The 13,777-nt window shown below is 48.4% G+C and carries 9 protein-coding genes; 3 read left to right on the forward strand and 6 right to left on the reverse strand.

Annotation, left to right across the window (positions count from 1 at the left end; translation table 11 throughout):
* Positions 1-282 precede the first annotated feature (282 nt).
* From AAE02nite_RS10285 to AAE02nite_RS10310, 6 genes are all read right to left on the reverse strand, one after another.
* Positions 283-1,182, reverse strand: coding sequence for a sugar phosphate isomerase/epimerase family protein (locus tag AAE02nite_RS10285; protein WP_146897643.1), 900 nt, complete (start codon positions 1,180-1,182; stop codon positions 283-285).
* Positions 1,183-1,247: 65 nt separating this feature from the next.
* Positions 1,248-2,051: an SDR family NAD(P)-dependent oxidoreductase gene (locus AAE02nite_RS10290; protein ID WP_146897644.1), complete on the reverse strand. Its 804-nt coding sequence runs from the start codon at positions 2,049-2,051 to the stop codon at positions 1,248-1,250.
* Positions 2,052-2,054: 3 nt separating this feature from the next.
* A complete protein-coding gene (locus AAE02nite_RS10295; RefSeq protein ID WP_146897645.1) occupies positions 2,055-3,080 on the reverse strand; it encodes a zinc-binding dehydrogenase in 1,026 nt (341 codons plus the stop codon).
* 23 nt (positions 3,081-3,103) lie between these two features.
* Positions 3,104-3,811: an orotidine 5'-phosphate decarboxylase / HUMPS family protein gene (locus AAE02nite_RS10300; RefSeq protein ID WP_146897646.1), complete on the reverse strand. Its 708-nt coding sequence runs from the start codon at positions 3,809-3,811 to the stop codon at positions 3,104-3,106.
* A 447-nt stretch (positions 3,812-4,258) separates the two neighbouring features.
* Positions 4,259-5,980 (reverse strand): IlvD/Edd family dehydratase, encoded by a 1,722-nt coding sequence (locus AAE02nite_RS10305; RefSeq protein WP_146897647.1) that lies wholly within the window; start codon positions 5,978-5,980, stop codon positions 4,259-4,261.
* A 111-nt stretch (positions 5,981-6,091) separates the two neighbouring features.
* The gene (locus AAE02nite_RS10310; protein ID WP_146897648.1) at positions 6,092-7,024 is read right to left on the reverse strand and encodes a D-2-hydroxyacid dehydrogenase; all 933 of its coding nucleotides are present in this window, start codon (positions 7,022-7,024) and stop codon (positions 6,092-6,094) included.
* A gap of 461 nt (positions 7,025-7,485) precedes the next feature.
* Here AAE02nite_RS10310 and AAE02nite_RS10315 point away from each other — a divergent pair, with 461 nt between their 5' ends.
* From AAE02nite_RS10315 to AAE02nite_RS10325, 3 genes are all read left to right on the forward strand, one after another.
* Positions 7,486-9,015, forward strand: a complete 1,530-nt coding sequence (locus AAE02nite_RS10315; protein WP_246150936.1) for an MGH1-like glycoside hydrolase domain-containing protein — start codon at positions 7,486-7,488, stop codon at positions 9,013-9,015.
* Between the two features lie 67 nt (positions 9,016-9,082).
* Positions 9,083-10,681: a glycoside hydrolase family 28 protein gene (locus AAE02nite_RS10320; protein WP_146897650.1), complete on the forward strand. Its 1,599-nt coding sequence runs from the start codon at positions 9,083-9,085 to the stop codon at positions 10,679-10,681.
* Positions 10,682-10,872: 191 nt separating this feature from the next.
* Positions 10,873-13,701, forward strand: a complete 2,829-nt coding sequence (locus AAE02nite_RS10325; protein WP_246150939.1) for a glycoside hydrolase family 95 protein — start codon at positions 10,873-10,875, stop codon at positions 13,699-13,701.
* Positions 13,702-13,777: the final 76 nt, after the last annotated feature.

A 13,777-nucleotide genomic window follows, 5' to 3' on the forward strand; every position in this document is an offset into this window, starting at 1 on the left:
GTTTTTATTTAGGCTTTCTTCCGGATACGGCAAATGGCTTCTTCAGACCAAAATAATTAGGCAGAATAATAATTTAGGAGAGGAAAGTAGTTTAAATTTCTGGAGATACTCTTTCGTATTTCTGTTTAGAACAGAATCTGGCGCCATTAGCGGGTTATGCCCGCCTATTCTTAAAGCTTCTGCCCGACTACCTGCTGGTAAAAACTCTCAGAGGACAGCGGTTTCATCCAACTATTAGAATTCTATACAGCTTCCACATTAATATTATTTAAGGTAAATATTTCAATTTATTGAATTTTCAGGCCAGAATTCAACTATTTTTTTGCGCAAAAAGGTAACGCTGCGTTCCAGTTGGTCCATGCCCTCTACCCCATCTTCAATGCTGATCCAGCCATTAAAGCCGACACGTTTTAATTCAGTAAAAATTGCATTGTAATTGTTCAGGCCTTTTCCAATTTCGCCGTGCCGGAGCCGCCTGGCGTAGCCGGACGCACCACCTTCCTCTCGTCGTAAATCTTCCAGGGTACCTTCTATTAAATAGCGGTCGCTGGCGTGCATGGTAACTACCCGGTCCGAAACCCGCCTCAATAATTCCAAGGGATCTTCGCCGGCTAAATAGGTATTGCTGGGATCGTAGTTTACGCCGAAATTCTGGTGCGGCAAGCGGTCTACCAAATCACAAAAAACGTCCATCTTTTGGGCGAATTCCGGGTATTCCCAAAAGTCGTCTTTATAATGATTTTCGATAATAAGCGTAATGTCCCGCTCCTGCGCATAAGGCAAACACGCGTTGATGCAATCAGCGGCCAGTTGAATACCCGCTTCAACACTCAGTTCCGGCCGGCGCTGACCGGAGAGCACCCGGCAATAAGTGCAACCCAGCGCCTGCGCCATATCAATCCAGTGTTTCTGTTTGGCTATTTCCTTGTCCCGGAAAGCTTTATCAGGATGCGTGAAATCCGGGGAGCAGCAGAGCATGGGAATTACTTTGCCCTTTTCTTCCACCTGTTGGCGAAAGAGCAGCCAGTTTGCTTCATCGGCCATCTCCAGAAATCCTGCATACCACTCTAACCCATCAATATCCAGTTCTGTAGCTAAATCTATCCATTCGGAAACCCGCATGGTACCGTCTTTACAAAGGGCCTGCATAAAAGCTTTGGGAAAAGCAGCGAGTTGGGGCATAATAATATTTAATAGGATGAGAAATATTGTACGTAAATGCGTTTAGTTGATGCCGTATCGAATCTTCACTTGGTAGTAGTTGCTAGCGTGGAAGTATCTTTGGGTGGATTGCGCCCCTGTAACGGATATTGCTCCAGATCCACCACCTGACCGCTGATGGGGCCGCTTTCATCGGCCAGCCAATATACGGCGGCAGCGGCTATCTCGGCGGGCCACAAAATCCGGCCGGCTGGTGCAAATACCGGTGGCACCGCTTCGTACCAGTTTTCCGCCAGGCCCTGCTCCTGCTTACGTTGCGCTTCTTTTTCAGTCAGCACCCAACCCGGATTAATTTGGTTTACCCGTACCCGGTTTTCGCGGTGCAAGGTATCGCCAAGGTTGCGGGTTAAAGTCTGAAGAGCACCCTTCGAAATGCTATAGGCCAGTAGATTCGGTTCGCCGCTCCAGGCATTCACCGATCCAATATTGAGGATACAGCCACGGGTTCGGGAAAGATGGGGCAAAGATTCTTTAATAAGCATGAAGGGAGCCACGGTATTCACCTCCAGCACCCGGCGCAAAAACTCCGCATCTGTGCTATTAATATCCGAAGACACCACCATAGCCGCATTATTAACTATAGCATCCAGTTTGCCAAAAGCCGCCAAAGCTAAAGCCACCAATTGTTCCGGGGCATCAGAGTCTGTAAGGTCCTGGATGTGCAGCCGGGCATTTTCCGGACCTAAACTTTCTACTACGGCTTCGCCTAAGTACGGCTCCAGCCCGTGAATGATAACTTTTGCGCCTTCGGCCACACAGCGCTCTGCAATAGCTTTGCCAATGCCGGTGCAACTGCCAGTTATAATAATTACTTTATCCTGGAGGCGCATGGCTCAGACGGGTTTCAGCACACTTTTTACCACTTCGCCCCGGTGCATTTTCTCAAAAGCTTCATGCCATTCGGTAATTGGCCAAACGCCCCCTATTATAGGTTTTACATCTAAAGTCCCGCTGGCAAGCAAAGCCAGAACCCGCTCCCAAATGGGCCAATTGTGGCTGAAGCTACCTTGCAATGTTACATTCTTTTGCACCAGGGGGTCGAGGGAAAAATTCAGCGGCTGCGGGCCCCACCCTACCTTGGTAATGTGGCCGTTGGGCCGAACCAGTTGCAGGGCAATATTTAAGGTAGCACTCACTCCGGCCGCATCTATGATACAATCAGCTCCTAAGCCATCGCGCTGTTTAGCCCATTCTGTAGCCTCCCGGATAATCGGTACGCAGCCGTATTGCGCCGCAATTTCTAAACGGTTTTGGTCAGCTTCTAAACCTACAATAGCAACTTCGGCCCCGCACAAGCGGGCTACGGCTGCACACAATATGCCAATGGTACCCGGCCCCAGCACTACCACGCGGTCGCCGGGCCTGATACGGGAGTTTTCTACTACGGCATTATAGGCCACACTGCAAGGCTCGGTGAGGCAAGCTTGTTCAAAAGATAAGGTGTCAGGCACCTGGTGGAGGCAACGGGCCGGCACCCGGACAAAGCGGGTCATGGCGCCATTAACGCCGTAGCCAAAACCTTTGCGGGTAGGATCGAGGTTATAAAGCCCCCGGCGGCACAAGGGATTATTGGGATCGATAACCGCTGCCGTTTCGCTTACGACCCGGTCCCCTTCTTTCCAACCCACTACCCGGCTGCCTACTTCCGCAATGTGCCCACCAAATTCATGACCCAGCACTACTGGGTAATTCACCGGCCAGCTGTGGTCGGCGGTCCATTGGTGCAGATCGCTGCCGCAAACGCCCACGTTGGCCACTTCTAACAGTACATCGTCTTCTCCAATGGTGGGTTTAGGAATTTCCCGGATCTCAACGGAGCCTTTTTCCGGGGCATAGTTTACAACGGCAGCTGATTTCATAAGGCAAAGAATATTTTAAATATTTAAACCTGGCCCACCGGAACATCGCCGTAGGCATGAATTTTTTCGCATATCAACCGCAGCGAGCTTTCCAGGTCCCCGTCCGCAGTGCGAAAGGCATCGGCATCTATCGTGAGCGGCGCACCGAGTACTACTAGTGGGGCACCGTATTCCGGACAGCGAATGGCTTGTTCCAGCGAAAGGCCACCCACCGCCTGCACCGGCACCTGAACCGCCTGCACCACTTCGCGCAATTGGTCCAGCGGACTGGGCATCCGTTGGCCTTGGGCAGCAATACCCCGGCGTTCGTCGTAGCCAATGTGGTGAATTACATAATCGCAGCCCAAATCCTCCAGCCATTTAGCGCCGGCTACCATGTCCGGACAAACCATGTTATCACCCATAACCTTCACCCCAAAATCGCGACCCGCCTGTACCACACATTTTATGGTTTCGGCGTGGGCGCGGGCCATTACCACCACGTGGGTAGCCCCGGCTTTGGCCATCATTTCGGCCTCCAGGTAGCCGCCATCCATGGTCTTCAAATCAGCTACCAACGGCACTCCCGGAAAAGCTTCCCGTAACTTCCGGACGCCGTGCAGCCCTTCCGCGAGAATCAAAGGTGTACCTACCTCCAGCCAGTCCACCCCGGCGCGCATAGCTAAGGCCGCGGTTTCCAGTGCTTCGTCAATATTGGTTAGGTCGAGGGATATTTGCACAACTGGTTTCATGGGCAGGATTAGTTTTAATAAAACAAACGCGGAAAAAGATGCCACCCAAAAAAATAGCGCCGGTTGGCTAGGGAATTGTAAAATATAAAATTTTATTATACAAATAAGATATCTGTTTAGATTTTTTTAAATGTGGGGAATAGCCAGATTAATTTGGCGTCGGTTCTTAACCTATGAGTTGGTTGAGCAGTCCAAAAGAAAACAGCTTAACAACAAAAGATAAATAGGGACTTATAATTTAGTTTACGAATAAGCTTAATTACAAAATATTAGCATAAACCTACAGTTTAACCGGGAATATTTTCGAGGGGAAAGCCAGGACAACTCGGGAATCAACTGGTCAGTAGCAATAAAAAACTGAAAAGTAATAAATCAGGCGCAGCCGGTATTTGCCAGTTGCGCCTGATTAACTTTCCTAGATAGAAAGATAAGGTAAATTTTTGGTTCTTAATGAAGATCCCGGGTTAATTCTGAACCGGAGCCACCCTGCAACAAATCCATATCGGCGCCTAAATGGGCCTGCTGCACATGGTTGATGTACAGCTTTACGTACCCCCGGACAGCCCGGGGAGCCGGTGGTACCCACGCGGCTTTGCGGCGCTGTAATTCTTCGTCCGAAATATCCAGGTGCAATCTCCGCTGCTCCACGTCCAGTTCAATCATATCACCATTCTGCACTACCGCTAAAGTACCACCTACGGCCGATTCCGGCGATACGTGTAACACCACGGTACCGGCGGCCGTGCCGCTCATGCGGCCATCCGAAATCCGCACCATATCCCGGATTCCTTTTTTCAGGAGTTTTTCCGGTAAATCCACATTGCCTACTTCGGGCATACCGGGGTAACCTTTCGGCCCCACTCCTTTCAGCACGATAACGCAGGTTTCATCAATATCCAGATCCGGATCATCAATCCGGGCGTGATAATCTTCGATGGTTTCGAAAACAACAGCCCGGCCGCGGTGTTTCATCAGGGCCGGTGAGGCGGCGGATGGCTTGATGAGGGCACCATTCTCGCACAGATTTCCTTTGAGCACCGCTATCCCGGCTTCGGTTTGCAACGGCTCCGCCAGGGTGGCAATTACCTCCTTATTGTGGCACGTCATTTCGGCATTATTCTGGCCCAGGGTGCTGCCGTTTACCGTAATAGTATCGGGGTGCAGGTAAGGCATTATTTCCTGTAGCACCACGGGTAAGCCGCCGGCATAATAAAAATCCTCCATTAAATATTTGCCCGAAGGTTTCAGGTTTACCAGCAGCGGAATTTTACTGCCAAGTGCATCAAAATCATCGAGGTTTAACGCCACGCCAATCCGACCGGCAATGGCCAGCAGGTGAATAATAAAATTGGTAGATTCGCCAACGGCCGCATTCACCACAATGGCATTTTCGAAAGCTTCGCGGGTGAGTACTTTCGACAGTTTTAAATCTTCTTTTACCATTTCCACAATCCGGCGGCCGGAAAGCTGTGCCATTACTTTTTTGCGTGAATCAACAGCCGGAATTGCCGCCGCCCCCGGCAACGTGAGCCCCAGTGCTTCTACCATACAGGCCATGGTTGAGGCCGTGCCCATGGTCATGCAATGGCCCTGGCTGCGCGCAACGCCAATTTCCATTTCCAGAATATCGGCCGCGGTATAATTTTCTACGGTTTGTTTTTCTTTAATCAGCCAGTTAAAAGAACCGGAACCCACGCATTCGCCTTTATAGCGGCCGTTCAGCATGGGGCCGCCCGGCACCACAATGGTGGGCAGGTCTACGCTACAGGCACCCATTAAAGTAGAAGGCGTAGTTTTATCGCAACCGGTCAGCAGCACAACCCCATCCAGCGGGTTAGCCCGGATAGTTTCTTCGGTATCCATGCTGGCAAGGTTCCGGAAAAGCATGGTAGATGGTCGCATAATAGTTTCACCCAGAGAGGTTACCGGAAACTCCAGCGGAAACCCACCGGCTTCAATAACGCCCCTTTTAACTACCTCGGCAAAATCGCGCAAGTGGGCGTTACACGGGGTTAAATCCGACCATGTATTGCAAATCCCGATTACCGGGCGGCCATCAAAATAATCACTCGGGTACCCTTGGTTCCGCAACCAGGACCGGTGCACAAATCCCATTTTATCAGATTTGCCAAACCAATCGTAACTCCTGAATTTTTTATCATTGGACATAAAACAAATTATTACTTAGTGGTGGATATTTTATTTGAACGGGTAATTAACGAATTATTTTGGCAGGTACCGGTAAGTTATATGTGACCGCTTTTTGGACTATATATTTTATTAATAGCCCTGTGACAGGTTTATTAGGTTTTCAAGTGGTTCACCGGCCAGGAACTTGTTTAAGTTTCGTAAAAATAATCTAACCTTACCTTCTTCTTCCGCTTTAAAGCCGCCGCTCGTGTGTTGGGTTAAAATTACATTTTCCATTTCCCACAAAGGGCTGGTTTCGGGTAGCGGTTCCTGTGCGGTTACATCTAACACGGCTCCGGCTAATTTGCCGGATTGTAAAGCTTGGATCAAGGCCTGTTCATCGGTGGTATTTCCCCGACCTACACTGGCATAGAGGCTGCCGGGTTTCATTGCCTGAAAAAAAGCTGCGGAAACATATTTATCTAAGCCGCCCGGCAGCGTATTAATTACCAGGTCGGTTTCTGGTAAAGCCTCCAGTAAAGCTTCAAAAGTATAAATCTGGGCCTGCGGATTACGGCGGGCCGTCATCCGAACCGCACAGCCAAACCCCATCAGCATTTGTTTCACCGCCTGGCCAATGGAGCCAGCCCCTAAAATAATGACCTTTTTATTGCTGAGTAAATCCAGGTTGGGCCTGATTTTACCGCCTAACCACCGTTTCTGTTCCTGGCATTTCACCAGCAAAGGCAAACCCCGGTAAAAAGCCAGAATACCACCTACCATGGTTTCGGCACAAGGTTTCGCATAAAAATCTCCCATATTTGCCACTTGGGCATCCAGAAGCAGGTGCTGATACTGGTTAAAGCCGGCCGAATCTAGTTGCCAGAAAACTAAACGGGGTGGAATTTGCGCGAACCAATCAACCGGCGGATTGCCCATGATTATTTCGGCTTCGGCAAAAGCTTCGGTTAAGGCAGTACCAAGTAATTCTTTTCTAAAAACAGGTTGTAACGATGCGGGTAAGGCACTCCTTAAATAGGACCGTAAAGATTCGTTCAGCGGCGAATAGATAAATAGCTTCATTGCTGCTAAAAGTAGAAAAAAAGGCTATTACTCCCAACCAGATGCTTAAAAATACCGGCAATGCCTTACTATGAATTTATTAGAATTAGCCGGCAAGTGGTATTTAAAAAAGGTGGGTAAAATGTCAATTATTTTCCTCAGGAAGAACCTGAAATAACCTGCTACAACTTCTTCATTTGTTTTATGTAACACCCTTATTCCGGTATAACAATTACAATTAACCGATAAATAGCTTTGCACCCACTTACCAATTCATAAGCTAAATATTCCATTACGCACCCATTTTAATCAACTTCATCTACTGTTAATTATTTATTATTGAAATTTATATTTATATTTAAACTTTTAACTTGCTTAAAAAGCGTTAGAAATAAAATCAGTTTTAAACCAAATAGTATCTTTATCCACCACAAATGATACAGTTGCGCATAAAAGTATATTTGTTTTGTTCACTTCTAATTTTGGTTAAACTTTTAACCGGCCCCACTTTGCTCCTGGCACAGGGTAAGGTTGTAAGAACCGATAAACTCCAACAGCACGTTAATTATTTTAACCAGATGGAGCCCGAAGATGTGAAAAACTTTGTTCCTAACGATCAGGCCTTTGATTGGCTTTCTCAAAATATTCCTTTGTTCGAGTGCCCCGATTCGGTGATGGAAGCCACTTATTATTACCGCTGGTGGAGCTTCCGGAAACACCTGAAACAAACCCCGGACGGCTTTATCTTTACCGAATTTATTACCCCGGTAGGCCATGCGGGCAAACACAATTCTATTTCCTGCGCGTTGGGCCACCATATTTACGAGGGGCGCTGGCTCCACAACTCCGAATATATCGACCAGTACACCCGCTTTTGGTTTACCGGCGATAAAAACCAAGCCAAACCCCGTTTCCACCAGTTCAGCAGTTGGGTGGGCGACGCAGTTTACAATCGTTACCTCGTTAACCAGAACAAAACGTTTCTGCTCTCGCTGGTAGATAATCTGGATGCCGATTATAAAGTTTGGGACCAGGAAAAAAGCTTGGGCAATGGCCTTTACTGGCAGTTTGACGTGCGCGATGGCATGGAAGAATCGATGAGTGGCTCGCGCAAAGATAAAAATGCCCGCCCGACTATCAACAGTTACATGTACGGTTACGCCCAGGCCATGAACCGCATTGCTACCATCGCTAACAAACCCGAGATGGCCAAAGCTTACGCCGACAAAGCAAAACAGGTAAAATCGGTGGTGTTAACGCAGCTCTGGGATGAGGAGGAAAATTTCTTTAAAACCAAGCTGGAGAAAGGCGGTTTGCATCCAGCCCGGGAGGCCATCGGGTATATTCCGTGGTATTTTAACTTGCCAGAAGACTCCCCGAAATATGCCAAAGCCTGGGAGCAGCTAACCGATCCCGAAGGTTTCTCTTCGCCGTGGGGCTTAACCACCGCCGAGCGCCGCGACCCCACTTTCCAGACCCGCGGTTCCGGCCATGGTTGCGAGTGGGATGGTCCGATATGGCCGTTTGCCTCTACCCAAACCCTGAAAGGTTTAGCCAATTTACTAAATAATTACCAGCGCCACGACCAGACGAAAGAGCAATATTTCCAGACCTTGCGCACCTATGCCCTATCGCACCAGAAAAATGGGAAGCCTTACCTGGGCGAATACCAGGACGAAACCACCGGTTATTGGTTAAAAGGCGATAACCCCCGCAGCAGCTACTACAACCACTCCGGCTTTTGCGACCTGGTTATAAACGACCTGATTGGCCTGAAACCCCGGGAGGACAATATTCTGGAAGTTAAACCTTTAATACCGGAAGGAAAATGGGATTGGTTTTGCCTCGATAATGTAAAATACCACAACCAAATAATAACTATTCTGTGGGACAAAACCGGTAAAAAATACGGTAAAGGCAAAGGCTTCCGGATTTTTGCCAACGGCAAGCAAATTCACAACGCTAAAAAACTGGCTCCGGTTCAGGCCAAATTACCCCGGCAGGCAAGTTAGATTCCCTCAGTTTTAATCCTCTACCGTTTTTGAAGCAATATTTATTATACGCATTAAATTCTACCTCATGAGATTCAGCAGCATCAATATTTTATCTCTGCTTATATTTTGCACCATAGCTTTTACTGCCTGGAAAACGCCCGTAAAAAACAATATTTACTACAATGTGCTCGACTACGGCGCCAAAAATAACGGGAGTAAAATAGCTACCGAGGCCATTAAAAAAGCCATTGCGGCCGCTTCCGCCAAAGGTGGTGGTACCGTCTATTTCCCGGCCGGCGAATACCTGACGGGCCCCATTCACCTGAAAAGTAATATTACTATTTTTATTGATGCCGGCGCCCTAATCAAATTCAGCGATAACTTCGATGATTACCTGCCCATGGTTCCATCGCGCTACGAAGGCATTGATGTAACCAGTTTTTCGCCTTTGTTTTACGCCAACAAAGCCGAAAATATTACCATCCAGGGCCGGGGAACCATCGATGGCCAGGGCAAAAAATGGTGGGACTTTGCCGAAGGCCAATCCCGGAAAAGCAATGATTCGAAGTGGCAAAAAGAGTTTCACCGGCTGAACCAGGATATTTTGCGGCCCGATTTGCCCGGCGTGATTGAGCGGGGTTTCTTGCGGCCGCCCTTTATCCAATTTATGTCCTGCAAAAATATTCTCATCGAAGGTATCACCATCATCAACTCCCCTTTCTGGACCGTGAACCCGGAGTTCTGCGAGAATGTAACCATTACGGGTGTTACTATCAACAATCCGCCTTCGCCCAATACCGACGGCATTAACCCGGAGTCCTGCAAAAACGTGCATATATCCAATTGCCACATCAGCGTCGGCGATGACTGCATTACTATTAAATCCGGTAAAGACCGGGCCGGCCGGAAAATGGCAGCACCCGCCGAAAATTATACCATTACTAACTGCACCATGCTGTCGGGCCACGGCGGCGTTGTAATTGGCAGCGAAATGTCGGGCGATGTGCGAAAAATAACTATTTCTAATTGTATTTTCGACGGCACTGACCGGGGTATCCGGATAAAATCGGCCAGGGGCCGCGGCGGCATAGTAGAAGAAATCCGGGTAGACAATATTATCATGAAAAATATTCGCGAGCAAGCCATTGTACTGGATTTGCAGTACGCCAAAACCCAACCCGAGCCGGTATCGGAACGGACCCCGCGGTTCCGGAATATTCACTTCAGCGATATTACCGCCGAGGGCAACCAGGCCGCCTTCCTGAACGGTTTAGCCGAAATGCCCATCGAAAATATTACTTTTAGCAACCTGAATATTCAGGCCAAAACAGGGTTCACCATCAAAGAAGCAAAAAATATTGAGTTTCATAATGTACAGATAAATGCTGCCACCGGACCGGCCATAACCGCCGAAAACGTTAATAATATCGAGATAGAAGGTGTAAAAACTTATTCGCCCCAACCAGGCCTACCGGTAGTTAAATTAACCAATGTGGCGGATGCTTTTATCTATAATTCTTCACCGCGGCCCGGCACCGAAATATTCTTACAACTGACTGGCGATAAAACAAAAAGTATAATTCTGGAAGGAAATAATTTCAGGCACGTAAAAACGCCGGTGTTAAAAGATAAAGAGGTAACCGATTCACCTAAAATGAACGCCTCTAAAATTGCTGTTGAATAAACCTTTTAAATAAAAGTTAAGAAACCTGAAGGTTCAGTTAATATTTCACCAAATTATCCGAAAGCTCCCCGCCTCAGATGAGGAGGGGTTGGGGGTGGTTGATTTACACCATTCAAATTCACCACCGAACTCGACTTAGAAAATTGCCAAAACCCAAGAATTACACTATCCTGAAAAATCCTCCACCACAAATGACCAAACTAAATAAAGCCGGAATTCTTACCTTTTGTTTATTATTCCTAATGCTGGTAAGCAGTTTTGGTCAGTCAGGCCCAAAGCCGGAATTGAAACTCTGGTATACCCAACCCGCCGCCAAATGGACGGACGCCTTACCCATCGGCAATGGCCGCTTAGGCGCTATGGTATTTGCCGGCGTAGAGCAGGACCGTATTCAGTTTAACGAAGAAACCCTTTGGACTGGTGAGCCCCGCAACCATAACCGCGAAGGAGCCGCCGCCTACTTACCTGAAATAAGAAAATTACTGGCCGAAGGAAAACAGGCTGAAGCCGAAAAGCTAGCTAGTGAAAAATTTATGGGCCTGAAAAGCAGTGAGGGTCAACGGGAGGCTTGGTTTAAGAATATGCGGGCTTTTGAAGGCCTGGACGGTAACCCGGCATTAACTAATTACAACGACAGCCAATGGAAAACTTTTCCGGTGCCCACCTACGAAGGCTGGGAAAGTACCGGCATGGAAGGCCTGGACGGAGCCGTTTGGTTCAGAACCACTTTTGATTTACCTGCTAACTGGCAAGGGAAAAACCTGGTACTAAATTTAAACCGCATCCGCGACCAGGATTTTACTTATGTAAACGGTAAACTGGTTGGCTCCACCGATGGCACTGAAAGCCGGAAATATATTATCCCGAAAGAAGTACTGCAGCAGGGCCAGAATATTTTGGCCATCCAGGTTCTTAATTATTTCGATAAGGGCGGTATTGCCGGCTACAAAGATACCTCCCGACCAATTGGAATTTATCCCGAAGGTGCTTCAGAAAAGAACGGAATTTCTTTGGTAAAGGCTTGGAAGTACAAAATTCAAAACGACGAGCCCCCAGCCGTTCCCCGCTTCCAGGCTGATTACCAGCCTTTCGGCGATTTATGGCTAAATTTTTCGGGCCACGGCAATGCCCAAAATTATCGGCGCGAACTGGACCTGACCCAGGCAGCTTCCCGGACCACTTACACCGTAGGCAGCGTTCAGTTTACCCGCGAATATTTGGTTAGTCAGCCCAACCAGGTGATTGCCATCCATCTCACCGCCAGTAAACCCGGCAGTATTAGCTTCCAAACCAGCTTAACCAGCCCGCATAAAAAAGCTGCTACCCGGCGAGTAGACAACCAAACGCTTGCGCTGGCTTTGCAAGTACGCAATGGTGCCTTAAAAGGTGAAAGTTATTTACGGGTAGTTACCACAAAGGGGCAAGCCAGTGTCTCCGAAGATAAAATTACCGTAACCAACGCCGATGCCGTGACTTTGTACTTGACAGCCGGCACGAACTACAAAAATTACAAAGATGTTTCAGGAGACCCGGCAGCACCATGTAAATCAGCACTCGCTTCCATTCAGGAGAAAAATTATGAGCAAATAAGACAAGCTCATATCCGGGAATATCAGGGCTATTTTAACACACTTTCCATTAATTTGGGCCGCAGCGAAAACGAAAAGCTGCCAACCGATAAACGTATTGAGCAGTTTGCGTCATCTGCCGACCCAGCTTTAGCCGCTCTTTACCTGCAATATGGCCGCTATTTGCTTATTTCAAGTTCCCGGCCCGGCACCCGGCCCGCCAACCTGCAGGGTATCTGGAACGATTTACTCACGCCGCCCTGGGGCAGTAAATATACCACCAACATCAACGCCGAAATGAATTACTGGCCGGCCGAAGCCCTGAACTTATCGCCGATGCACGAGCCTTTGTTCGGGATGATTGCGGAGCTGGCTGAGGCCGGAAGGCAAACCGCTAAAGTGCATTACAATGCGCCCGGTTGGGTTTTACACCACAACACCGATTTGTGGCGGGGCACGGCTCCTATCAATGCTTCTAATCACGGCATTTGGGTTACCGGCGGGGCCTGGCTCAGTCAGCATTTATGGGAGCGCTATTTATATACCCAGGATCAGAAATTTCTGAAGCAGGAAGCTTACCCCATTATGAAAGAGGCGGCCCGTTTTTTCAATAATTTCCTGGTAAAAGACCCGAAAACCGGCTGGCTCATCAGCACGCCTTCCAATTCCCCGGAACAAGGCGGCCTGGTAGCCGGACCTACCATGGATCACCAGCTAATTCGGGCGCTTTTCCAGAGCACCATCCAGGCCAGCGAGTTACTGAAAACGGATAAAAGCCTGCGGGATTCTTTAAAAACGAAATACGGCCAGATTGCGCCTAACCAAATCGGGAAGCACGGGCAATTGCAGGAGTGGCTCGAAGATGTAGATGACCCTAAAAATAAGCACCGCCACGTATCGCACCTCTGGGGCGTGCACCCGGGTAACGAAATAAATTGGGATAAAACACCCGAGTTAATGATAGCGGCCCGCCAGTCGTTAATATTCCGGGGCGATGAAGGCACCGGCTGGAGCCTGGCCTGGAAAATAAATTTTTGGGCCCGGTTTAAAGACGGCGATCATGCCGACAAAATGGTAAAAATGCTTATTAGCCCGGCGGCCAAAGGCGGTGGCTCCTACGTGAATTTATTCGATGCTCACCCGCCTTTCCAGATCGACGGCAATTTTGGGGGTGCGGCCGGCATTGGGGAAATGCTGGTGCAAAGCCACACCGGTCTCATCGATATATTGCCGGCTTTACCCTCCGAATTGCCCACCGGCGAAATAAACGGCATCTGTGCCCGTGGCGGTTTCGACCTGAACCTAAAGTGGAATAACGGGAAACTACAGGCCTTGGAAGTGCTCTCCAAAGCCGGCACACCTTGCCAGCTTCGTTACGGCGACAAAACCATCAGCTTTAAAACGAAAAAAGGCCAACGGTATAAACTGGATGCCAACCTGAAACGAATCTAAAATCAAGAAAAATGATTGAAAGCACTCGGCTTTGAGATTTAGAGGGAATAAAATATTGCCTCTAAAAATTTAAGCT

Origin of the sequence: Adhaeribacter aerolatus (genome assembly GCF_007991635.1) — a bacterium.
Lineage (GTDB): Bacteria > Bacteroidota > Bacteroidia > Cytophagales > Hymenobacteraceae > Adhaeribacter > Adhaeribacter aerolatus.

Coding starts and splice junctions, on each gene's coding strand:
- AAE02nite_RS10325 (WP_246150939.1), top strand. CDS start 10,873: ATGACCAAACTAAATAAAGCCGGAATTCTTACCTTTTGTTTATTATTC.
- AAE02nite_RS10285 (WP_146897643.1), bottom strand. CDS start 1,182: ATGCCCCAACTCGCTGCTTTTCCCAAAGCTTTTATGCAGGCCCTTTGT.
- AAE02nite_RS10310 (WP_146897648.1), bottom strand. CDS start 7,024: ATGAAGCTATTTATCTATTCGCCGCTGAACGAATCTTTACGGTCCTAT.
- AAE02nite_RS10295 (WP_146897645.1), bottom strand. CDS start 3,080: ATGAAATCAGCTGCCGTTGTAAACTATGCCCCGGAAAAAGGCTCCGTT.
- AAE02nite_RS10320 (WP_146897650.1), top strand. CDS start 9,083: ATGAGATTCAGCAGCATCAATATTTTATCTCTGCTTATATTTTGCACC.
- AAE02nite_RS10305 (WP_146897647.1), bottom strand. CDS start 5,980: ATGTCCAATGATAAAAAATTCAGGAGTTACGATTGGTTTGGCAAATCT.
- AAE02nite_RS10300 (WP_146897646.1), bottom strand. CDS start 3,811: ATGAAACCAGTTGTGCAAATATCCCTCGACCTAACCAATATTGACGAA.
- AAE02nite_RS10290 (WP_146897644.1), bottom strand. CDS start 2,051: ATGCGCCTCCAGGATAAAGTAATTATTATAACTGGCAGTTGCACCGGC.